At 74.2% G+C, this 22,537-nt stretch carries 20 protein-coding genes; 3 read left to right on the top strand and 17 right to left on the bottom strand.

Annotated features, from left to right (window positions below; translation table 11 throughout):
- Positions 1 to 129: 129 nt before the first annotated feature.
- From ACTHMS_RS21990 to ACTHMS_RS22010, 5 genes are all read right to left on the bottom strand, one after another.
- The gene (locus tag ACTHMS_RS21990; protein WP_440308796.1) at positions 130 to 615 is read right to left on the bottom strand and encodes an Hsp20/alpha crystallin family protein; all 486 of its coding nucleotides are present in this window, start codon (positions 613 to 615) and stop codon (positions 130 to 132) included.
- Between the two features lie 127 nt (positions 616 to 742).
- On the bottom strand, positions 743 to 1,261 hold the full coding sequence (locus tag ACTHMS_RS21995; RefSeq protein ID WP_440308797.1) for an N-acetyltransferase family protein: 519 nt from the start codon (positions 1,259 to 1,261) through the stop codon (positions 743 to 745).
- 172 nt (positions 1,262 to 1,433) lie between these two features.
- On the bottom strand, positions 1,434 to 2,168 hold the full coding sequence (locus ACTHMS_RS22000; protein ID WP_440308798.1) for a universal stress protein: 735 nt from the start codon (positions 2,166 to 2,168) through the stop codon (positions 1,434 to 1,436).
- Positions 2,161 to 4,683, bottom strand: a complete 2,523-nt coding sequence (locus tag ACTHMS_RS22005) for a glycosyl hydrolase family 65 protein (RefSeq protein WP_440308799.1) — start codon at positions 4,681 to 4,683, stop codon at positions 2,161 to 2,163. Before ACTHMS_RS22005 ends, ACTHMS_RS22000 begins: the two co-directional genes overlap by 8 nt.
- Before the next feature lie 17 nt (positions 4,684 to 4,700).
- The gene (locus tag ACTHMS_RS22010; protein ID WP_440308800.1) at positions 4,701 to 5,216 is read right to left on the bottom strand and encodes a flavodoxin domain-containing protein; all 516 of its coding nucleotides are present in this window, start codon (positions 5,214 to 5,216) and stop codon (positions 4,701 to 4,703) included.
- Between the two features lie 186 nt (positions 5,217 to 5,402).
- On the opposite strand from ACTHMS_RS22010, the gene ACTHMS_RS22015 reads away from it, so the two are divergent.
- Entirely contained in the window at positions 5,403 to 6,788 is a 1,386-nt protein-coding gene (locus tag ACTHMS_RS22015; RefSeq protein WP_440308801.1) for a wax ester/triacylglycerol synthase domain-containing protein, read from the top strand.
- A 46-nt stretch (positions 6,789 to 6,834) separates the two neighbouring features.
- Here the strand turns inward: ACTHMS_RS22015 and ACTHMS_RS22020 are convergent, their stop codons facing one another.
- The 12 genes from ACTHMS_RS22020 to ACTHMS_RS22075 form a co-directional block, all read right to left on the bottom strand.
- Positions 6,835 to 7,701: a CBS domain-containing protein gene (locus ACTHMS_RS22020; protein ID WP_440308802.1), complete on the bottom strand. Its 867-nt coding sequence runs from the start codon at positions 7,699 to 7,701 to the stop codon at positions 6,835 to 6,837.
- A gap of 25 nt (positions 7,702 to 7,726) precedes the next feature.
- Complete coding sequence (locus ACTHMS_RS22025; RefSeq protein ID WP_440308803.1) at positions 7,727 to 9,319, bottom strand: cation-translocating P-type ATPase; 1,593 nt, start codon at positions 9,317 to 9,319, stop codon at positions 7,727 to 7,729.
- Between the two features lie 39 nt (positions 9,320 to 9,358).
- Complete coding sequence (locus ACTHMS_RS22030; RefSeq protein WP_440308804.1) at positions 9,359 to 10,417, bottom strand: HAD-IC family P-type ATPase; 1,059 nt, start codon at positions 10,415 to 10,417, stop codon at positions 9,359 to 9,361.
- The gene (locus tag ACTHMS_RS22035; protein ID WP_440308805.1) at positions 10,414 to 11,316 is read right to left on the bottom strand and encodes a universal stress protein; all 903 of its coding nucleotides are present in this window, start codon (positions 11,314 to 11,316) and stop codon (positions 10,414 to 10,416) included. The genes ACTHMS_RS22030 and ACTHMS_RS22035 overlap by 4 nt, the downstream gene beginning before the upstream one ends.
- Positions 11,313 to 12,188 (bottom strand): universal stress protein, encoded by an 876-nt coding sequence (locus ACTHMS_RS22040; protein ID WP_440308806.1) that lies wholly within the window; start codon positions 12,186 to 12,188, stop codon positions 11,313 to 11,315. The genes ACTHMS_RS22035 and ACTHMS_RS22040 overlap by 4 nt, the downstream gene beginning before the upstream one ends.
- Before the next feature lie 35 nt (positions 12,189 to 12,223).
- Positions 12,224 to 12,997: an SDR family NAD(P)-dependent oxidoreductase gene (locus ACTHMS_RS22045; RefSeq protein WP_440308807.1), complete on the bottom strand. Its 774-nt coding sequence runs from the start codon at positions 12,995 to 12,997 to the stop codon at positions 12,224 to 12,226.
- Between the two features lie 111 nt (positions 12,998 to 13,108).
- On the bottom strand, positions 13,109 to 14,725 hold the full coding sequence (locus ACTHMS_RS22050; RefSeq protein WP_440308808.1) for an NAD(P)-binding protein: 1,617 nt from the start codon (positions 14,723 to 14,725) through the stop codon (positions 13,109 to 13,111).
- Positions 14,726 to 14,728: 3 nt separating this feature from the next.
- Positions 14,729 to 15,721 (bottom strand): thiamine pyrophosphate-dependent enzyme, encoded by a 993-nt coding sequence (locus tag ACTHMS_RS22055; RefSeq protein ID WP_440308809.1) that lies wholly within the window; start codon positions 15,719 to 15,721, stop codon positions 14,729 to 14,731.
- A complete protein-coding gene (porA, locus tag ACTHMS_RS22060; protein ID WP_440308810.1) occupies positions 15,718 to 16,896 on the bottom strand; it encodes a pyruvate ferredoxin oxidoreductase in 1,179 nt (392 codons plus the stop codon). The genes ACTHMS_RS22055 and porA overlap by 4 nt, the downstream gene beginning before the upstream one ends.
- Positions 16,889 to 17,476, bottom strand: coding sequence for a 2-oxoacid:acceptor oxidoreductase family protein (locus tag ACTHMS_RS22065; protein WP_440308811.1), 588 nt, complete (start codon positions 17,474 to 17,476; stop codon positions 16,889 to 16,891). Before ACTHMS_RS22065 ends, porA begins: the two co-directional genes overlap by 8 nt.
- A complete protein-coding gene (gap, locus tag ACTHMS_RS22070) occupies positions 17,473 to 18,471 on the bottom strand; it encodes a type I glyceraldehyde-3-phosphate dehydrogenase (RefSeq protein ID WP_440308812.1) in 999 nt (332 codons plus the stop codon). Before gap ends, ACTHMS_RS22065 begins: the two co-directional genes overlap by 4 nt.
- A complete protein-coding gene (locus tag ACTHMS_RS22075; RefSeq protein ID WP_440308813.1) occupies positions 18,468 to 18,923 on the bottom strand; it encodes a universal stress protein in 456 nt (151 codons plus the stop codon). The genes gap and ACTHMS_RS22075 overlap by 4 nt, the downstream gene beginning before the upstream one ends.
- Positions 18,924 to 19,152: 229 nt before the next feature.
- Between ACTHMS_RS22075 and ppsA the strand changes: the two genes are divergently transcribed.
- Positions 19,153 to 21,486 carry a phosphoenolpyruvate synthase gene (gene ppsA, locus ACTHMS_RS22080; protein WP_440308814.1) on the top strand — a complete coding sequence of 778 codons (2,334 nt, stop codon included), beginning with the start codon at positions 19,153 to 19,155 and terminating at the stop codon, positions 21,484 to 21,486.
- Between the two features lie 27 nt (positions 21,487 to 21,513).
- Entirely contained in the window at positions 21,514 to 22,527 is a 1,014-nt protein-coding gene (locus tag ACTHMS_RS22085) for an alcohol dehydrogenase catalytic domain-containing protein (protein ID WP_440308815.1), read from the top strand.
- Positions 22,528 to 22,537 lie beyond the last annotated feature (10 nt).

Genomic DNA, 22,537 nt, shown 5'->3' on the forward strand with positions numbered 1-22,537 from the left:
GCACGCCCCCGCACCCGTGCGGGCGGCCGGCCCCCCCCCCCCCGCGGCCGCGCGGGACGCCGCGCCGCCCCGCCCCGGGGGGGGCCGGGCCGGGCGCCCCCGCGCGCCCGGCGATGACGCACCTGCCGATCAGCCGCGGTTGACCGGGACGGTGATCGGCTGCGTCGCCGCGACGGGCTGCACCACCGGCAGGCGCACCTCGAGGATGCCGTCGGCGTAGGTGGCCTTGATGTCCTTCTCGCTCGCGCCGTCGGGCAGCGGGATGCTGCGCCGGAAGCTGCCGTAGCGGAACTCCGTGCGGTAGCCGTCCGGCCGCTTGTCCTCGGCACGCTCGTTGCGCTCGGCCATCAGGTGCAGGACGCCGTCCTGGATGGTGACCTCGACGTCCTTGTCGGGGTCGATGCCGGGCAGCTCGGCCCGGATGACGCAGGTGTCGCCCTCGAGGTACTCCTCGACCTGCACGGGGTGCATGATCGCCTCGTACCGGTCGGCCATCGTCCGCGCCGCGAAAACGTCGCGGAACATGTCCCGGAACACGCGGTCGATCCGCTCCTCGGGCCAGGCGAACTCGGTGGTCGGCCATGCGGTGCGCGACTCGCGACGCATGATGCTCATGATCGTTCCTCTCCGACGCGTCCCTGCGCGTCCTTCGCGTCCCGGTCCCTCGTCCGGGTTCGACCCCAGCGTCGGACGCGTGCGTGGTCGGTCGCAGGGCCGAACGGACGTACTCCTGCCTGTCCGGTCAGGGCTGCCCGCCGAGGGTCAACTCGATCTCCAGACAGTCGGCATCACGCCGTCGTCGCCAGGGCAGGCCGAGGTGTTCGAGCACGTCGATCATCTCGGCGTTGTAGGGCAGCACCTCGGCGACGACGGTGCGGATGCCGGCGCGGAACGCGCTCGTCAGCGCGCGGCGCAGCAGCAGGGTGCCGACGCCGATGTGCTGTTGCGGGTCGAGCACGAGCAGCCCGACCTCGGCGGCGACCTCCGAGGTGCGCTCCCAGTCGACCACGCCGATCAGCTCGCCGGCCCAGAAGGCGCCGAAGCACCGGTGGGCGTCGGTCGCCGACTGGGCCTCACGGACGGCGTAGTCGAAGGCGGCCTGCCGGCTCGCCGTGAAGAAGCGGCGCTGGATGCTCCGGGTCGAGGCGCTGGTGTACAGCTCGTGCAACGCCGCGGCGTCCGGCGGGCCGATCAAGCGCATCTGCACGGAACGCCCGAGCCGGTCGTGCCCCTCGACGGTGACCTCGTCCTCGACGGTCATGGTGTCGTTCGTGTCGGTCGGGACCCGGACGCGGCACTCCCCCGCGCCCGCTGCCCTGCCCGTCTCCCCCCGAAGACCAGCAACCGGTGCGCGTCCGGGTCCCTGACCGGGTGCACCCGGTGACGCAGATGCTGCCCGCGCCACGGGTGGTGCAAAGGGGTCGTTCGGCATGTCAACGGCCCAGGACCAGCCGGGACGGGTCGTCGACCTGCGCGACCGCCTCCACGTCCGCCGTGGCCCGGCGGCGGGCCACGAGCAGCACCGGGAGGTGTGACGCCGAGACGATCGCCCGGGTCGTCGCCGCGCGACCATCGTCAAGAGATTGGCACCATGCCAATACGACGAGGTCGCATCCCGCCTCCCGCGCGACAGCCAGCACGTCGGCGCTCGCGACGCCGGAACGGATCTCCAGCCGGGCGTCGGCGTCGAGCCTGCTGCGCAGCCGGAACTCCTCGGCGAAGTCCCGGGCGGCGTGCACCGACTGGTCCCAGTGGGCCGGCACCGTGTCCGCGTCGAAGACGTGCAGGACGACGAGGCCGACCCCGTGGCCCTGCAGCCGGGCGCCGATCGGGGCCACCGCGTCGGACGCCTCGACGGTGCCGTCGAGGGGCAGCAGCACGCGGCGCAACCGTGGGGGGACGACCGCCTGCGACGGCACGAGCAATAGCGGCGTCGGTACCGCGGTGGCGAGCTGCCAGGCCGCCGACCGGCTGTCGTCGTCGGGGACGGCCAGCGCCATGACGCCGTCACGGTTCGCCGGGTCGAGCGCCCAGCGCAGCAGTCGGTCGTCCGCCGGCCGGGCGGCGGTCACCTCCGCGCCGTAGGCCGTGGCGAGGAGACCGGCGGCCCGTGCCACGGCCCGTTGCTCGCGGTCGCCGCCCAGGGCGACGGTCACCACGTCAGGCATCGTCCCGCTCCCCCGCGTCGTCGAGCACGTGACCCTCGATCGGCTGCGGCTCGGCCGAGCCGATCTGGACGGTCAGTGGGCGGTCGGTCCGCACCTGCACCGACCCGCCCTCGACCAGCAACCGCACATGGGCACCGAGCGCCCGGAAGCCCACCCGCAGCGTGGGCCACGCCTGCGGCAGCGAGGGATCGACGACGAGCATCCCGTCGCGCACACGCACGCCTGCGAAGCCGCGGACCACCGCCTGCCAGACCCCGCCGATGGTCGCGAGGTGCAGCCCCGACGCCGTCGCGCCACTGGCATCGTCCAGGTCGATGCGCAGGGCGGGGCGCAGCAGCTGCAACGCGTCGTCCGGCCGACCGGCCCGCGCGAGCAGGCAGGCGACGACCGGCATCGACAGCGACGAGCCGTGCGTCGTCCGCGGCACGTAGTGGTCGAGGTCGGCCGTCAGCGACCCGGCCGGCTGCGTGTCCGGCAGCAGGTGGTGCAGCATCAGCACGTCCGGTTGCTTGACCAGCTGCGACCGGGCGACGACGTCACGCCCGAGCAGCAGGTCGGCGGCGACCGGTGCGCGGCCGATGTCGGCGGCGCGCAGGTCACGCAGCCGGTCGTAGCCGCGGAACTGCTCGTGCCGGCCGGTCACCGGGTCGTGGCCGTCGACGAGCGATGCGGCGAGCGCGCGCCACTGCCGCGCAGTGTCGGCCTGCGGCACGAGCGCCGCACCGGCCTCGAGGTTCCACCGTGCCATGCCGTTGGTGAAGGCGTTGTCGTCGACGTCGTCGTGGTACTCGTCCGGGCCCATGACGTGGTCGATGTGGGCGCGTCCCGAGGCGTCCGTGCGACAGCGCCCTGCCCAGTAGCGGGCGGTCTCGATGACGACGCGGCGCAGTGCCGGGTCGTCGGCGAGCGAGGACCCGGTCCACTGCGCCCAGTGCCAGGCCGCCCACGCGACGTCGGCGGTGATGTGCTCCTCGCGGATCCCCGTGCGCACCGGTGTCTCCAAGCCCGCGCACGACACGGCCGACGGCGTCACGTCGGCACCCGACCAGGCCGACTCCCACGGGAACCGCGCCCCCTCGCGGCCGAGGGCACGGGCGCACCGCCGTGCCTCGTCGAGCCGCCGCACCCGGTAGGCGAGCATCGCGCGGGCGGCGGCAGGGTGGATCGTCGTCAGCGCCGGCAGCACATGGACGTCGGCGTCCCAGAACACGTGCCCGCGGTAGCCCTGGCCGGTGAGCCCCCGTGCGCCGACGGCGAGTTCGGGCAGGTCGGCGACGTGCGACCAGAGCTGGAACAGTGCGAAGCGGATCGCGAGCTCGGCGTCCGGGTCGTCGGGCACTGCCACGTCGGTGATGCGCCAGCGCGCCGCCCAGGCCGAGCGCTGCTCGGACAGCAGCCGGTCGAAGCCGACCCGGGCGGACGCGCGGGCCATCCGTTCGACGCCCGCCGTGGTGGTGGCGGACGCGACCGACTGGTACGCCGCGGTGCGCTCGACCACCTGCCGTCCGTCGGCGACGGTGAGCTGCTGCACCGCCGAGGCCTGGACGGCGCCGCCGCGGTGGTCGACCACGGCGGTCGCGGTGCGGATGTCGTCCTCGGTGTCGGGCGCCGCGGCGGTGCCGGACCCGGCCGTCGCAGCGGGACGCAGCGGCGGCCCGGGACGCACGCGGCCGGTGGCGGCCTCGACCCGCATCGTCACGACCCCCGGACGCTGCACGCTGGCGAACCGCATGCTGCGCAGCGGTGCACGCACGCCGGTCTCCGTGCGCAGCAGGACACCCGTGCGGAGGTCGAGCACACGGCGATCCGCCGCCGGGGGCGGCTGCACGTCCAGTCGCGTCCACAGCGGGCAGGCGAGCAGTTCCTCGTCGGCACCCTCGCCCGTCCACGCCGCATTGACCAGCACCGCCGGGCGGCTGCCCTCGCGGTCCTCCTCGCGGGTGCCGCGCGTCGCGACGCCGCCCGACTGGACGGTGAACAGGCTCTCGAAGACGCGCTGCCGCAGGCGGTCGTCGGCCTCCTCGACGATCGTCCAGCCGGGCGAGAGCTCGACCGGCGGCACCGGCCGCGTCTCGCGCAGCAGCTGCTGGCCGCGGACGATCGCGGCCAGCGCGGCGGCGGTCGTGGCGCGGACGTGGGTGGCCTGCGCGATCTCCGCAGGCTCGATGTTGATCGCGAGGACGAGCGACTCGCCCACGCCGACCTGCCACCAGCGGCGGACGAGGCGCTGCACCGACGCCGCGCCGGGTTCACCCAGATGCCAGCCGCCGACGCCGTCGCGGGTCGTGCGGCTGCGCCGTGCCGACGCGGGCAGCCGGCGGTCGGCGACGACCGCGATGTGCACGCCGTACTGCCGCAGGGCGTCGAGATCGGCGACCAGCGCGGCCTGCTCGGCCATGGACATCACGTCCGGGAAGCGCACGATGACCGCGGCGGCGAGCTCGGTCGGCGCCGGCTGCGGCTCGGCCGGGGGCGCGGCCCGCCCGGACGACGACGCCGCGAACGCCGTGGTCATCACGAGGAGGCCGCTCGTCAGGTGCCGGCGGCGAGCCCGGCCGCGGCCGCGACCCGGTCGGCCCAGGCACGGGCGCGCAGTTCCTCGCCGGCGACCAGCACGTTGGTCTTCTCGACGAGGAAGCTCTCGGGTGGCACCACGAACGCCCCGTGCCGTCGGGCGCAGAGCCGCGCGAGCTGTCTGGCCGCGCTGCCCGTGGCCCAGCGTGGGCCCCGGAAGCGGGTGTCGAACGCGGCGAGGATGTGCGGTCGGGTGGTCAGCGACTGCAGCCAGTCGCGCATGCCGCGACCGTCCGCGTCCGGCTCGAGCACCAGTCCGCTGCCGGCCTTCGCCGCACCGTCGGCCGCGGCGCGACGGGTGCGGGCGCTGCTGAGGTGCCACACGTGGGTCGGCGCCCCGAGCACGACCGGCTCGCCGTCACCGACCGCTGCCTCGTCGGACGTCACGGGCACGGCACGGCCGTGCAGCTCGTCGGCGACGGCCTCGGCGATGCGGCGGGTGTTGCCGTACATCGACTCGTAGACGATCAACATGCTGCCTCCTCGGGCGCGTCCGTGCCGGCAGCGCCAGCCTCGCCCCGGCGCCGGACCGTGCGCAGGGACCAATGCACCCACCACGGCCCGAGCTGACGGACGCCGCCCCTGCCGACCGGCCCTGCCCCGGACGGGCGGCGCGCGGCAGCGTGGCGCCCGGGGGTGGGCACGACGAGGGGACGACCGGTGACGACACTGCACGACGAACCGCTCAGGCCGAACGACGCGTTCGCCTGGCGGATGGAGCACGACCCAGTGCTGCGCTCGACGATCGTCGCGGTGATGCGACTCGCGACCGCACCGTCGTGGGAGGTGCTGCGCCCACGCATCGACCGGCTCACCCGGCTCGTGCCGCGGCTGCGCATGCGGGTCGCCGAGCCGGGCACACGATTGGCCCCGCCGCGGTGGGACGCCGCCGAGTTCGACCTCGACTTCCACCTGCGGCGGCTCGCCCTGCCCGCCGGCAGCGACTGGGGCACCGTGCTCGAGTTCGCCCGCACCGCCGCCATGGACGACTTCGACCGCACCCGCCCGCTGTGGGAGTTCACGCTGCTCGACGGCCTGCCCGACGGCGGCGCCGCGTTCGTCACGAAGATCCACCACTCACTCACCGACGGCATCGGCGGCATGGAGCTCGCGCGGCACGTCATCGACCTCGACTCGGGCGAACTGGCACCGGTCGACCTCGGGCCGGAACCGTCGGGGACACCGTCGACGCCCCTCATCCTGGCCACCCACGGCGTCGAGCAGGTCGGCACCGACGCCGCCCGGCTCACGCTGTCGGCGCTGCGGCGGTTGCCGGGCGAGGCCTGGCGGGCCGGACGGCATCCCTTCCGCGTGGCCGTCGGCGGCGCGCGCGACGCGATCTCGGTCGGCCGCATGGTGCGGCCGATCCTTCGGGCCGACTCGACGGTCTTCGGCACCCGCCACGCCGCGCGGCGGCTGGCGACCCTCCAGATCCCGTTCGAGCCGCTGCACGCCGTGGCGCGCGCGACCGGCTGCCACGTGAACGACGCCTATCTGGCCGCGCTGACCGACGGCGTCGGGCGCTACCACGCCGCGCTCGGCACGCTGCCGTCGCACCTGCGCATCACCGTGCCGATCAGCCAGCGCGGCGAGCGCGACGGGCTCGGCGGCAACCGCATCACCCTGGTGCGCATCCGGGTGCCGGTCGGCGACCTCGAGCCGCACGAGCGCGTGCGCGCGATGGCACGGGTGATGGGGCGCTGGCGCCGCGAACCGGCCCTCGCGCACACCGAGGCGATCGCGACCGGGCTGACCCTGCTGCCGCGTGGCTACATCGGCGGCATGCTGAAGAAGGTGGACCTGCTCGCCAGTGACGTGCCGGGCCTGCCGTGCACCGTCTACCTCGCCGGTGCCCGGGTGACCGGCTACTACGGCTTCGGGCCCACGATCGGCGCGGCGCTGAACTGCACGATGATGAGCTACGACGGCAGTGCCGACCTCGGCCTCACCATCGACACGGGTGCGGTCGCCGACCCCGACCTGCTGGTGCAGTGCGTGCAGGACGCGTTCGACGACCTGCTCGCCCTCGCCCCCCACCAGAGCTGACGGAGCGTGCAGGTGCCCGGGCGACGGCGTCGCCCGGGCACCGGCGTCAGCGCGAGAAGATCGGGCCGCCCGAGCTGAACAGGCCGCTGTCGTCGACGGCGAAGACCAGTTCGTTGTGCACGGCGACCACGCCCGGCACCTGCCCCGCCCGGTACCCGAGCCGGGCCGCCGTCATCGCGTTGCGCACCGACCCGCTGAGGGTGACGACGCCCTCGAGCACGGCGACGTCGACCCCGCGGTGGCCCGGCTCGTCGTGCACCCGCACGACGTGGCGCACGATGTCGGCGCGCAGGGCGTCGTCGTCGCGCAGGAACAGCCGCACCATGTCGGCGCGCGACACCATGCCGAGCAGCCGGTCGGCCTCGTCGACGACGGGCAGGCTGCGCACACGGTGGCGGCCGGCGACCCGGGCCGCCTCGGCGATGGTCGTGTGCGCCGGCACGGTGATCGCCGGCGAGGTCATCAGGTCGCCCGCGGTCACCGCCTGCTGCTTGCGCCGCCGCTCGGCGTGGCCGTGTCGCCCCGGGCCGGCCTTGGGCGGCACCGCGTCACGCGTGACGTGCGAGAGCAGGTCGGCGGTCGAGACCACGCCGATCACCCGGTCGTCGTCGTCGACGACCGGCACCGCACTGCTCGGCGCGTCCTGCAGGGCGCGCGCGAGGTCGTGGAACGAGGTGCCGCGGACGGCACGTGGACCGGAGGTGTGCAGCACGTCCTTGACGGTGCGCGCGGCGACGTCGCGCCGCAGCGGTGCCGGCTCACCCGGCGGCTCACGATCGGGCCGCGACATGAACTGGACGTAGCGCTCGAGCGCCGTCGACCAGCGGTCGGCGGTCGGCCCGACGTGCCTGGTGGCCGACATCGCGGCCTCGTGCACGACGGCGGGGGTGGGGGTCGATCGCGTCTTGGTCATGGCCCCATCAGACGACGTCACCGGGTCACCGGGCAGGGACCATCCGACCGTGCCGGTCACGCTCGCGCACTGTCGAGGTCGGGACGTCGTGTCGCCGCCGGGCCGCGCGTTGCAGCTCGTCGACGCCCCAGACGATGACGGGCAGCGGCAGCAGCGCCGCGACCGCCCACGAGGGCGGCGACGCCGTGCCGACGAGCCGTTGCGCCGGCGGCAGCCAGACGACGACGGCCGCGAAGAGCAGCTCGAAGCCGATGCCGAGCAGCAGCAACCGGTTGCTCACCACGCCGATGCTGCGCAGCGACGCCCGCTCGGTGCGCGCCGCGAACGCCGTGCCGACCTGGCAGGCGACGATCGCGGCGAAGGTGGTCGTCGTCGCCTGGCGCCAGACGTGGTGCAGCGTGCTGCCCGCACCCATGGCGGCGCCGGGGTGCCAGCCACCTGCGACGAGCACCGCGAGGAACAGCGACATCGTCAGCGCCGCCGAGACGGTGCCCATCAACAGCCACGCCCTGGCCAGCAGCCGCGGCGTGATGAGGTGCTCCCGGCGCGGACGGGGCCGGCGCCGCATGACGTCCGGTTCGGCCCGCTCGCGGCCGAGGGCGAGGGCCGGCAGCGTCTCGGTGCCGAGGTCGATCGCCAGGATCTGCAGCACCGTGAGCGGCAGCGGCACCGCCCCTGCGCTCAGGGCGAAGACCATGAACGGCACGACCTCCGGCACGGCGTGGGCGAAGATGTAGAGCACGAACTTCCGCAGGTTCTCGTACGCCCGGCGCCCCTCGCGCACCGCCGTGACGATGGTCGCGAAGTTGTCGTCGGTCAGCACCATGGTGGCGGCCTCGCGCGCGACGTCGGTGCCCGAGCGGCCCATCGCGATGCCGAGGTCGGCGTGGTGCAGCGCCGGTGCGTCGTTCACCCCGTCGCCGGTCATCGCGACGATCTCGCCGCGGTGGCGCAACGCCTCGGCGATGCGCAGCTTCCCTTCCGGCGTGCTGCGGCTGAAGACGATCTCGCCGGGCTCGGCGAGCAGGGCGTCGAGCTCGGCGTCACCCATCGAGTCGATCGTCGCGCCGGCGACGATCCGTTCGGCCGAGATGCCGGCCTGCCGCGCGATCTCGGCCGCCGTGCGCCCGTGGTCGCCGGTGATCACGTGCACCGTGATGCCGGCGGCATGGCACTCGCGCACGGCCGCGGGCACCTCCGGCCGCAGCGGGTCGATCAGCGCGACGAGGCCGTGCAGGCACAACCCGTCCTCCGCCGACGTCGCGTCGTCGGGCGGTGTCGCCGCCGGCCGTGACGCCAACGCCAGCACACGCAGCCCGCGCGCCGCCAACGCCTCGACCGCGCCGCTCACCTGCGCGGCTGCGGACGCGTCCAGCGGCTGCCGACCGGTCGGGCCGTCCCACCCGCCGCAGCAGGGCAGCACGGCCTCCGGCGCGCCCTTCACCTCGACGGCGGCGACGCCGTCGTGCTCGACCACCACGCTCATCCGCTTGCGCCGCGAGTCGAAGGGGAACACCCGGATCGGCGTCGCGGCCTCGGCACCGTGCCCGCTCGCGCACCGGCGCAGCGCCGCCTCCATCGGGTCGACCGTGGCGTCCGGGTCGTTGCAATCGGCCATGACCCGCAGGGCCGGCAGCGACGGACTCGGCGCGTCCACTTAGCGGCCGGCAACCCACAGCGACTGCACCGTCATGCGGTTCTCGGTCAGCGTGCCGGTCTTGTCGGTGCAGACGACCGTCGTCGAGCCGAGCGTCTCGACGGCCGAGAGCCGCTTCACCAGGGCGCCCGAGCCGGCGAGCGAGCGCACGCCGGCGGCGAGCGCGAGGGTGATCGTCGGCAGCAGGCCCTCGGGGACGTTCGCGACGAGCAGTCCGACGGCGAAGACCGCCGCGTCGGCGAGCGACAGACCCGCCAGCAGGCCCAGGGGCAGGAACCCCAGGCCGAGCCCGACGGCACAGGCGGCGATCACCCAGGCTGCCCGCCGCACCTGGCGCTCGAGCGGGCTCTCGTCGCCGCCGCCGTGCTGCGACAGCACGGCGATGCGGCCGAGTTCCGTGTGCCGGCCGGTCGCGAACACGACGGCGTGTGCCTCGCCCGCCGTGCACGCACTGCCGGAGAAGACGGCGTCCTCGGCGTCGACGAGCCGCTCGGCCGGCGTCCCCCGTGCCGGCGTCCGCGTCACCGGTGCGGCCTCGCCGGTCAGCGTCGACAGGTCGATCTGCACCTCGCCGGTGAGCACCCGCGCGTCGGCGCAGACGCGGTCGCCCTCGCCGAGCACGAGCACGTCGCCGGGGACGATCGACGCCGCAGGCACCGTCGCGCCGACCCCGTCGCGCAGCACCCGCGCGACGGCCGGCAGGAACTGCTGCAACGCGTCGATGGCGCGGGTGGCCTGGTGCTCCTGCGCGAGCGCGACGCCCGCGTTGATCAGGATGACGGCGACGATGACGATCGCCAGCTGCCTGCTGTCGGTCAGCAGCGCGAGGCCCGCGGCGACCCAGAGCAGCAGCGCCAACGGATGCGCCAGCTGTGCGACCACCGCGCGCACGACACTCGGACGCTTCGGGCGCGGCAGGGTGTTGGGTCCGTGCACCGCGAGGCGACGGGCCGCCTCCCTGGACGCGAGCCCGTCTGCACGGGTGTTGAGTCGCGTGAGCAGATCGTCCAGCGGCACGGCGTCCGGGTGGATCGGCCCTGGGACGCCCGGATCGCTCACGTCGTCGCGGCGGACGTCTCAGCAGCCGCGACGGGCACTTCTGCCTCCTGTGCCTTCTGTGGGAACGGCACCACGACGAGGGGGCACGGCGCCTGGTGCAGCAACCACGCCGCCACCGGTCCCAGGTGCGGCAGCACGGCGTCCTCGGGCCGTCGCGAGCCGATGACGACCAGCGGCGCCGTCGTCGCGGCGCGGTGCAGCGCGACGAAGACGTCGGCCCGGCTCAGCTCGCCGTCGATCACGACGTCCGGGAACTCCGTGTGGGCGACCTCGAGCGCGCGGCTCAGGTGCGCCCGTGCGGTGCTCTCGAGCACGTCGGCGTCGACCGCCACCGGGTAGCCGTAGCCCAGGGCGGTCCAGTCCTGCATGGCGATCGCCCGGATCGCGTGCACCGGCACACCGCGTCGCCGCGCCTCCTCGCACGCGAACCGCAGCGCGGCGAGACCGCCCTCCTCGGCGGACACGCCGACGACGACCGCGCCGTCGGCATGCTCGACGGGGCCGCTGACCGTGGCGACCGGGCACCGCGCGTGCGCCGCCACCTGCTGGCTCACCGAGCCGAGCACCCAGCCGCGCAGGCGGCCCATGCGGTGCGTGCCGACGACGAGCAGGTCGGCGCCGTCGCTGTAGTAGATCAGCAGCTGGGCGGGGTCGCCGGCCTGGCCGCGCACCTCGCTGTCGAGGTCGGGGGCGATGTCGGCGAGCAGCGTGATCGCCTCCTCACGGACGATCGCCGCGAAGTCCTGCACCTGGGTCCCGCCACGCGCGTGCCGCTCCGTGTCCTCGTCGGCGTGCACGACGAGCAGCCGCGCGCCGCGCCACTGCGCCTCGCGTGCCGCGAAGCGCAGCGCCTCGGTCGCGACCTCCGAGCCGTCGATGCCGACGACGACGGTGCTCACGACGTCACCTCGGACGGGTGCTGGTGGACGACGGCGACCGGGCAGGGTGCATGGTGCAGCACCCCCTGGCTGGTCGAGCCCAGCCAGATGCCCACGCGGGCGTGCCGGATGCGCGCGCCCACGACCAGCAGCTCCTGGCGGTGGGCGACCGCGCAGAGGCCGGCGACCGGGTGGTCGCCGACGACCTCCTCGACGACCTCGACGTCCGGGTACTTCTCCCGCCAGCCGGCCACCTGCTCGGCGACCCAGCGCTGCCCGGCCGCACCGTCGAGCTCGTGGCCGAGCCGTGGCCGGGCGCAGTAGACGGCGTGCACCGGGCGGTGCCGCCGGTCGGCGACCTCGAAGGCGAACGCCAGCGTGTCGTGGTCGACCGGCGATCCGTCGAGCCCGACGACGACGGCGGGTGCCGGCCCCTCGTCGATTGCGTCGGGTCCGGGCACGGTGCCGCGCACGACGACCACCGGCCCCTGGGCACCGGCGGCGACGAAGGTGCTCGTCGAGCCGGCCAGCGCCGAGCCCAGTGCGGTGTGGTGCCGGGCGCCGACGACGGTGAGCACGGCGCGCCCCGACCACTCGTTCAACACCGTCCAGGCCAGGTCGTCGACCGTCGTGCCGATCACCGGGACGTCCGGGAAGGTCGATCGCACATGGGCGATCGCGTCCCGCAGGTGCGTCTCGGCGGCGTGCCGGAACGCGGCGCCGATCGTCCGGTCGCCCGGGGTCTCCCAGGGCAGCAGCTGCGAGTCCCAGTGGTAGGCGCGCAGCAGGCGCAGGTCGCAGTGCCGCGACGACGCCTCGCGCGCCGCCCAGTCCAGCGCCCGCCGGCCCTCGGGCCCGCCGCCGACGCCGACCAGCACGTGGGTCGCTGTCATGGTCTCTCCTCGATCCGTCGTGGTGGTGCGGCCGGTCAGGCGAGCAGGACGCCGCCGTCGACGACGACCTGCGCGCCGGTCATGTACGCGGCCATGTCGCTGACGAGGAACAGCACCACGGTGCCGATCTCGTCAGGTGTGCCGAACCGGCCGAGCGGGATGCGTGCGGTGAAGGCCTCGAGCACGGCCGGGTCGACCGACCCGGCGCCGGTGCCCGGGGTGGTGATGCCGCCCGGGGCGACGGCGTTCACCGTGATGCCGTCCTTCGCGAACTCGAGCGCGGCGTTCTTGGTGAACCCCCACACGCCGTGCTTGGACGCGTCGTAGTGCGCCAGCCCGACCATCGAGGGGTGCAGCGCGTCGATCGAGGTGATGTTGACGATGCGGCCGCCACCGGTCATCCGCATGAGCTCCGCGGCGAACTTGGTGAACAGGAAGACGCTGCGCAGGTTCACGCGCATCACCCGGTCGAAGGTCTCCTCGGTCAGGTCGGCGATCGGCACGTTCGGGTAGATGCCGGCGTTGTTGACGAGGATGTCGAGCCGCCCGTGCTCGGCATCGACCTCACCGAGCAGCTGGCGGATCTCCCACTCCGACGCGACGTCCACCTTGGCCGCGGTGGCGCGGCCCCCGGCGGCGACCAGCTCGGCCGCGACGCGGCCCGCGGCGGGGAAGTCGATGTCCGCGACGACCACGGTCGCGCCGGCCTCGGCGAGACGGCGGGCGATGCCCTCGCCGATGCCCATCCCCCCGCCGGTGACGACGGCGACGCGGCCGGTCAGGTCGAGCAGTTCGGCGATGGACCCCATCGGTCTCGTCCCTCCGTCGGTCGGTACGGGCTCCACATTCGTCGCATCCGGGGCCGGGCGCGTGAGTCGGACGGAGTGGCGGGGGCCTGTCGCGGTCCCGTGCGGCACGGGTCAGGTCGGTTCGGGCACCAGGTCGATCGCACCGGCCGGACACTCGGCGACGCAGAGGCCGCAGCCCTTGCAGTACTCGAGGTCGATCACGTACCCGGTGTCGGTCTTCGAGATCGCGTTGTCCGGGCAGACGCCGTAGCAGTTGTCGCAGTCGAAGCAGTTCCCGCATGACAGGCATCGCCGCGCCTCGGCGAGCGCGGTGGTCTCGTCCAGGCCACCGGTCACCTCGGCGAAGTCGTGCACCCGCCGCGCCGCCTCGAGCGTCGGACGCAGCGCTGCCGGCGCGTCGGTGGAGTACCAGGTGTTGAGCCGTTCGAAGGGCACCGGTGTCGGCGCCGGCGCGGCCTCGACCGGCGCCGCCACGCCGGTGAGCCAACGGTCGACGGACTCCGCCAGCACGCGTCCCTGGCCGAGCGCCGTCGTCACCGAGCGGTGGGTGCCGGTCGCGTCGCCCGCGGCGAACACGCCCGGCACCGTGGTGGCGAAGCCGGCGTCGACGGTGACCAGACCGTCCTCGACCTGCAGGCCGGTGACGGTGTCGAGCAGTGCCCGGTCGACGTCCTGGCCGAGCGCGAGCACGACGGTGTCGGCGGTCAGCTGCTCGTACTCGCCGGTCGGCACCGGGCGGCCGTCGTCGTCGAGGCGCATCCGCTCGATCGTCAGTTCGCCCGCCTCGGCACCGGTGATCGTGCGCAGCCAGCGGGTGGTCATGCCCTCGGCGACCGCGTCGGCGAACTCCTCCGGTGCGGCGGGCATCTGCGCCTGCGTGCGGCGGTAGACCAGCACGGCGTCGTCCGCCCCGAGCCGGCGCACGGTGCGTGCGGCGTCCATGGCCGTGTTGCCGCCGCCGTAGACGACCACTCGGCGCCCGAGCGACGGGCGGTCGCCCGCCGCGACGTCACGCAGCAGGTCGAGCGCGTCGACCACCCGCACCGCCTGGGACGCCGGCACGTACGCCCGATGGGCGAGCTGGGCGCCCACGGTGAGCACGCGGGCGTCGAACGAGGTGAGCGCGGTGGCGTCACCGACGGTGTGGCCGCCGACGAACTCGATGCCCTGCCCCACGAGTCGGGACACCTCGGCGTCGAGCACGTCGCGCGGCAGGCGGAAGGTGGGGATGGCGGCACGCATCATGCCGCCGGCGACCGGTGCGGCGTCGAACAGCGTGACGTGGTGCCCGAGCCGGCGCAGGTGGTAGGCCGCCGACAGGCCGGCCGGGCCGGCGCCGACGACCGCCACGCGGCGGCCGGTCTCCGCCCCCGGGGCCGGCAGCCGCCAGCCCTCGTCGAGCGCGCGGTCGCCGAGGAAGCGTTCGACCGCGTTGATGCCCACGGACGAGTCGAGCTGCGCGCGGTTGCAGGCCGTCTCGCACGGGTGGTAGCAGACCCGGCCCATCACCGCCGGCAGCGGGTTGACCGCCACCAGCGACCGCCAGGCCGCCTCGTACCCGCCGTCCTCGGCGGTGTAGAGCCACTCGCGCACCTGCTCCCCCGCCGGGCAGGCGTGGGTGCACGGCGGCAACCCGCTGACGTAGACCGGCCGCTCGGTGCGCCAGGCACCGGTGTGGTTGTTGAGACTCGACAGCACGTCGAGGGTGACGGCGAACGGTCTGGCCACGGCTCAACCCTCCGGGCGGCGCCCGCCGAAGCGGGCGAGATTGCGGTCGGCGAGACGCTGCAGCGCCTCGAGCTCCGACCGGTGTTCGGGTGCGAGCACGTGGGCGAACCGGCACTGGCGCCGCAGGTACTCGTCGACCGGCAGCGGGTCGCGCACGGGCAGCACCGAGGTGAGCTCGCCGTGCTCGGCCTCGAAGACGGGGAACAGGCCCGTGCGATGAGCGAGGCGGGCGAGCAGCACCGTGTCGGCGGGCGCGCTGCCCCAGCCGAGCGGGCACGGCACGAGCACGTGCAGGTAGCGCGCCCCGCGCAACCGCATCGCCGTGTGCACCTTGGCCTCGAGATCGTGGAGTTCGGCGACGGTGGCCGTCGCGACGTACGGGATGCCGTGCGCCATCGCGATGCGCGGCAGGTCCTTCCCGGTGCCGAAGTCGTTGCCCGGCGCCGGCCCGACCGCCTCGGTGGTGGCGGTGCGCGCCGCCGGCGGGGTCGCGCCGCTGCGTTGCACGCCGGTGTTCATGTAGGCCTGATTGTCATAACAGATGTAGAGGACATCGTCGTTGCGCTCGAACATGCCCGACAGGCAGGCGAGGCCGATGTCGACGGTGCCGCCGTCGCCGCCCTGCGCGAGCACGCGCACGTCGTCGCGGCCGGTGGCCTGCAGCGCGGCCGCCACCCCGGAGGCCACCGAGGCGGCGTTCGCGAACAGCGAGTGCAGCCATGGCACCTGCCAGGCGGTCTCGGGGAACGGCGTCGAGAACACCTCGAGGCAGCCGGTGGCGTTCACGGTGACGAGCCTGCCGCCGGCCGCGCGGTAGGCGGCGTCGAGCACGTACCGCGCCGCGAGCGCCTCGCCGCACCCCTGGCAGGCGCGGTGGCCCGACGTGAGGCTGTTCGGACGGTGCGGGTCGGCCTGGTCGGTGCGCTCGGCCTCGGGCAGCAGGCGGTTGCCGACGGCGCGGGTGCCGACCTGGTAGAGCCGCACGGGGGTGGTCATGACGTCAGCTCCGCGGCACGCCGACGCTCGCGTGCGACCACGTCGCCGTGCAGGTCGAGGAACGACCGGGCGGGCAGCGTGCCCGCGCGCAGGTCGTCGACCAACCGGCGCACCGACGCCGAGGTGACCGGACGCCCGCCGAGGCCGGCCACGACCGTCGAGACGGTGACGGGCAGGCCGGCGAGGGCGTCGCGCACGTCGGCGCTCACGGGGCCGCCGGCGCCCGGCGCGAGCGCGCGTTCGAGCACCACCACCCGTTCCGCATCGCGCAGCACCGTGCGCACGGCGTCGGCCGGGAAGGGCCGGTACAGGCCGATGACGAGATGGCCGAGACCCGGCTCGTCCTCGAGCACCTGGGCGACGGTGCCGCTGATCGAACCGAGCGTGACCAGCACCGTGTGGGCCCCCTCGACCCGGTGCGGGGTGATCGCGTGGTTCGCGCGTCCGGTGAGCGACCACCAGCGGGTGGTGAGTGCGGTGAACTCCTCGACCGCCCGCCGCAGGTTCCAGTCGGCGAGCCAGCGCACCTCGGTGAACGCCTCCGGCCCGACCATCGCGCCGATGGTCATCGGTTCGTCGGGATCGAGCCGTTGTCCGGGCAGCAGCGCCGGCAGGAAGGCGTCGACCACCGCCTGGTCGGGCAGCTCGATGGGCTCGACGGCGTGCGTGAGCACGAACCCGTCCACACAGACCATGACCGGCACCGACAGTCGCTCGGCGAGCGCGAAGGCCACGGCGTGCAGGTCGACGGCCTGCTGGTTGTCCTGCGCGTACAGCTGCACCCAGCCGCAGTCGCGCTGGCTCATCGCGTCGCTGTGGTCGTTCCAGATGTTGATCGGCGCGCCGATCGCGCGGTTGGCGACGGTCATGACGATCGGCATCCCGAGCCCGGACGCGTTGAACAGCGCCTCGGCCATGTACAGCAGCCCCTGGCTCGCGGTCGCCGTGTAGGTGCGCACGCCGGCCGCGGCGGCGCCGATGGCCGCCGACATCGCTGCGAACTCCGACTCGACGGTCATCGCGCGGCACGCCGGCAGCTCGCCCGCCCGGATCATCGTCAGCAGCGCCTCGACGATGTGCGTCTGCGGCGTGATCGGGTACGCCGGCACGACCGACGGCCGGCACCGCGCGACCGTGCGGGCGATCGCGCGCGAACCCTCGATCTGCTCACGCATCGACGCGTGCCCCCACCGCGTCGTAGGCGTCGGCAGCGGCGGCGATGTTCGCGGCGACCAGGTCACCGGCGAACCGCGACCGCACCGCGTCGTCGAGCGCGGGCAGGCCGATGACGCCGGTCAGCGCGGCGAACGCCCCGAGCAGCGCGATGTTCGGCAGCGGCCGGCCGAGGTGGCGGCGGGCGATCCCGGCGGCGTCGACGCACACGACGCGTGCCTGCGTCGCCCGCACGCGGTCGGACAGCAGGTCGGCCGGCGTGCGCGCGCTGTTCACCAGCAGCAGCCCGCCCGGCACGAGCCCCTCGGTGACGTCGACGGTGTGCACGAGCCCCGCGTCGGCCACGACGACCGCGTCGGGTGCCGTCACCGGTTCGCGCGCGCGGATCGGCTCGTCGCCGATCCGGCAGAACGCCATGATCGGTGCGCCCATGCGCTCGGCCCCGAAGAGTGGGAATGCCTGTGCCCACCTGCCCTGCCGGAACGCCGCCATCGACAGCATCACCGCCGCGGTGACCACGCCCTGTCCCCCACGACCGTGCAGGCGCACGTCGTAGGAGGTCTTGCGGTCGGCGGCCGTCACGACGACGCGACCAGGCGGGTGAGCTCGACCAGGCGTGCGGTGTACCCCCACTCGTTGTCGTACCAGCCGAACACCTTGGCGAGATGCCCGGACGCCTGCGTCAACGGCGCGTCGAAGATGCAGGACGCGGGGTCGCCGATGACGTCGCTGGAGACGATCGGCTCGGTGCTGTACTTCACGCGACCGGCGAGCGGCCCGTACACCGAGTTCGCCTCGAACAGGGCGTTGACGTCCTCGACCGAGATCTCCTCGCGCAGCTGCACCGCGAGGTCGACCAGCGACCCGTCGACCACCGGCACGCGCAGCGCCACGCCGTCGAGCAGCCCGCGCACCGAGGGCACCACCTCACCGACCGCCCGGGCCGCCCCGGTGGTGGTCGGGATGATGTTGACGGCGGCCGAGCGGGCACGCCGCGGGTCCTTGTGCGGGCCGTCCAGCACGTTCTGGTCGTTCGTGTAGGCGTGCACCGTCGTCATGAAGCCGCGCTGCACCCCGAAGACGTCGTCCAGCACCTTGACCATCGGCGCGACGCAGTTCGTCGTGCACGACGCGTTCGAGATCACGTGGTGCCGCAGCGGGTCGTAGCGGTCGTCGTTCACCCCCATGACGATCGTCGCGTCGACGTGCTTGCCGGGGGCCGACAGCACGACCTTGCGCGGGCCCGAGCCGAGGTGCACGGCGGCGGCCTCCCGGGTGCGGAACCGGCCCGTCGCCTCGATCACCACGTCGACACCGTGGGCACCCCAAGCGATCTCAGCCGGCGACGCGTGGGCGGTGACCGACACCTTGTGCCCGTCGACGTCGAGCGCGTCGCCGAGCTCGTGCACCTCGTGCTGCCAGGTGCCGAACGTGCTGTCGTGCCGCATCAGGCGGGCCAGGGTCGCCGTGTCGGCCAGGTCGTTCGCGGCCACCACCTCGATGTCGGCGTCCTCCTGCACCGCCCGCAGGTACGCCCGGCCGATCCGGCCGAGCCCGTTGACGCCGACCCGGATCACGACGTCGCCGCCGTGGTCGCAGCGGTGCCGTGCACGACGAGCACGGGGCAGGCCGCGTGCTCGGCGACCTTCGCGCTCACCGAGCCGAGCAGCAGGCCGGTGAAGCCGCCGTGGCCGCGCGAACCGACGATCACCATGAGCGCCGTGTGCGACGCCTGGATCAGGGCGTACGCGGGCGAGCCGGTCTCGGCCAGCAGTCGCAGCCCCGCGGGACGATCGCTCCCGAAGACCTCGTCGACGGCCTCGGTCAGCAGCTTCTCGGCGATCTCGGGCTCGTAGGGCGGCAGCCCGCTCCAGCCGTAGGTGGAGGTGATCTCGAACGAGGTGATCGCGTCGATGCGTGCGTCGAGGGCGCTGCCGAGCCGGGCCGCCCACCGCAGGGCGTCCTTCGAGCCCGGCGACCCGTCGACACCGACGACGATGTGCGGACGCTCGCGGTCGGGCTTGGTCATGGTGTCCTCCTCCGGGGGGTGTCCCGCCCACTCTCGGCGCGGCCGTCGGACGCGAGCAGTGCCGAACGGACAGGGTGCGGCCCGATCCGTCCGCGGGCGGCCCGTCGCCGCCCGGGTCGGCCCCGGGAGGCCGCCGGTCCATTGGGCCCTGCCCACCCCGGCGGCCCGGGTCGACGCTGTGTCCGTCGCGACGCCGTGTCGTCGCGCCCGGACCGAAGGGACCGCAACCGTGACGACCGTGCGCTGGTTCGATCAGCTGTCGCTCGCCGACGTCGCCCAGGTGGGCGGCAAGGGGGCCAACCTCGGCGAGCTCGTCGGGGCCGGCTTCCCGGTCCCGACAGGCTTCGTCGTGACGGCCGAGGCCTACCTCGCGGCCATCGACGCCGCCGCGGTGCGCGAGAAGCTGGTCGCCCTGCGTGCCGGCCTGCACAGCGACGACGACGCCGAACTCGGCGTCACCAGCGCCGAGGCGCAGGCGCTCATCCGGTCGGTCGACCTCCCGGCGGAGGCCGCGGCCGAGATCACGGGCGCCTACCGGCGCCTCGGCGCGCATGCACGGGTCGCGGTCCGGTCGTCGGGCACGAGCGAGGACTCGGGCGCCTCGTCGTTCGCCGGCATGAACGCCACCTTCACCAACGTGGCGGGCGAGCAGGACGTGCTCGCCCGCATCGTCGACTGCTGGGCGTCGCTCTACGGCGCGCGGTCACTCGCCTACCGGGCCTCGACCGGCGTCGAGGAGGAGCCCACCATCGCGGTGATCGTGCAGCTGATGATCCCGAGCGAACGGTCGGGCATCGCCTTCACCGCCGACCCCGTCAGCGGCGACACCGACACCATCGTCGTCGAGGCCATCCTGGGCCAGGGCGAGGCGATCGTGAGCGGTGCCGTCGAGCCGGACACCTACCGGGTCGACAAGGCGTCGCTCCGCATCACCTCGACCCGCATCGGGCGCCAGGACCACGAGATCATCCGGGACGCCGGCGGGTCGGACCTCGAGATCGCCCTCGACCCGGTGGTCGGCGATGCCCGCGTACTCGCCGACGAGCAGATCGTGCACCTCGCCGACCTCGCGCGCGGCGTCGAGCAGCACTACGGCTGCCCGCAGGACATCGAGTGGGCGGAGGCCGGCGGACGCGTGTGGCTGGTGCAGTCGCGTCCGATCACGACACTCGGCACGGGTGGCGATGCCGCCACCGAGGGGTCCTCCGGGCCGACGGACGCCGCCGAGGTCGGCCGCATCGTCGCGAGGGGGCTCGCCGCGTCGCACGGTATCGCGTCCGGGCGGGTGCGCGTGCTGACCTCGCCCGACCAGGGCAGCAGGCTGCAGGCCGGCGAGGTGCTCGTGGCACCGATGACCAGCCCGGACTGGGTGCCGGTCATGCGCCGCGCCGCCGCCCTCGTCACCGACGGCGGCGGGGCGACCTGCCACGCCGCGATCGTCAGCCGCGAACTCGGCCTGCCGTGCGTCGTCGGCACCCACACGGCCACGCGCGACCTGCACGACGACGAAGTCGTGACGGTCGACGGCGGCCGTGGCCTGGTCATCGGCGGCGCACCGGTGCGGACCGCCGAGGCCGTCGCCCCGCCCGCCACGTCGGCGGGCACACCCGCGGCCGAGACGATCGCGACCAGGCTCTACGTCAACCTCGCCGTCGCCGAACGCGCCGAGGAGGTCGCCGCCACCGGTGTGGACGGCGTCGGGCTGCTGCGGGCGGAGTTCATGGTCGCCGACGCGCTGCACGGCGTGCACCCGCGCCTGCTCATCGAGCGCGGCGAGCAGCACGTCTTCGTCGAGGCGATGACCGCGTCGCTGCTGACGATCACCCGCGCGTTCGCACCGCGGCCGGTGGTGTACCGCAGCATCGACTTCCGCTCGAACGAGTTCCGCAACCTCGAGGGCGGCGAGCGGTTCGAGCCGCACGAGGAGAACCCGATGATCGGGTACCGCGGCTGCTTCCGGTACGTCGACCTGCCCGACCTGTTCCGGCTCGAGCTCGACGTGCTCGGCGCGGTCGCCGCCGAGACGCCGAACCTGCGGCTGATGATCCCGTTCGTGCGCACGGCCTGGGAGCTCGAACGCTGCCTGCACCTGGTGCGCGAGCACCCGACCGCCCACCGGCTGCCGGTGTGGGTCATGGCCGAGGTGCCGTCGGTCGCCTACTGGATCCCGACCTACGCCGAGCTCGGCATCGAGGGCGTGTCGATCGGCAGCAACGACCTGACCCAGCTGGTGCTCGGGGTCGACCGAGACTCGGAGGTCTGCGCCGAGCTGTTCGACGAGGCCGACCCCGCGGTGCTCGACACCATCGAGCGGATCGTGCGGGCCTGCCAGCACGCGGGCATCACCTCGTCCCTGTGCGGGCAGGCGCCGTCGAACCGGCCCGAGTTCGCCGAGTTCCTCGTGCGCCTCGGCATCACCTCCGTGTCGGTCAACCCCGATGCCGCGGACGCGGTGCGGCACTCGATCGCCGTCGCCGAACGACGATTGCTGCTCGAGGCGATCGCGCCCGAGCGGCACGCCGGCACCGACCTCCGGCCCCGCCACCTCACCCACACCGACTGACCGTCCACCACGTCCGAGGAGCCCTGCATGCGCGCCGCCGTCGTCACCAGCTTCACCGCCCCGCTCGAGATCCAGGAGCTGCCGATCCCCGAGCCGGGCCCCGGTGAGGTGCTCGTGCGCATGGAGACCAGCGGGCTGTGCCACACCGACATCCACGCCGCGCACGGCGACTGGCCGGTGCGTCCGACGCCGCCGTTCGTCCCCGGACACGAGGGCGTCGGCCACGTCGAACGGTTGGGCCACGGGGTCACCGAGCGGTCCGTCGGCCAACGGGTGGCCATCGCCTGGCTGGGGTACGCCTGCGGCGCGTGCCGCCACTGCATCGCCGGGTGGGAGACCCTGTGCGAGCAGCAGCACAACTCGGGCTACAGCGTGAACGGCAGTTTCGCCGAGTACGCCGTGCTGCCGGCGGCCTTCGCGACGCCCGTGCCCGACGCGGTGAGCTCGCACGACGCCGCGCCGCTGACGTGCGCCGGGGTCACCACCTTCAAGGCGATCAAGGTCGGCCGCGTCGCGCCCGCCGACAAGGTCGCCATCTTCGGCGTCGGCGGCCTCGGCCACCTCGCGGTGCAGTACGCCCGCATCGCCGGCGGCATCGTGATCGCCGTGGACGTCGAGGACACCAAGCTGGCCATGGCGCGCGACCTCGGCGCCGACCATCTCGTGAACGCGAGCCGCACCGACCCGGTCGCCGCCATCCAGGCCTTCGGCGGGGCCGACGTGGCGGTGGCGCTCGCGGCCAACGCGTCGTCGGTCGAGCAGGCGTACCGCTCGCTCGGCCGCGGCGGGCGGCTCGTGCTCGTCGGGCTGCCCGCGGACAACGCCGCGGTCAGCGTGCCGATCTTCGACTGCGTGCTGGGGGGCAAGCAGGTCATCGGCTCGATCGTCGGCACCCGCAACGACCTGGCCGACGTCTTCGCGCTGCACGCCGCCGGCCGCACCAAGATCGTCGCCGTCGAGCGGAAGCTGGACGAGGTCAACGAGGCGATCGACGAGGTGCTGTCCGGCGAGGTGCCCGCGCGCATCGTCTTCCGCTTCTGACCCGGCCGGC

The sequence above is a fragment of the Jatrophihabitans sp. genome, assembly GCF_051960575.1.
In the GTDB taxonomy this organism is placed as follows: Bacteria; Actinomycetota; Actinomycetes; order Mycobacteriales; family Jatrophihabitantaceae; genus JBQCEE01.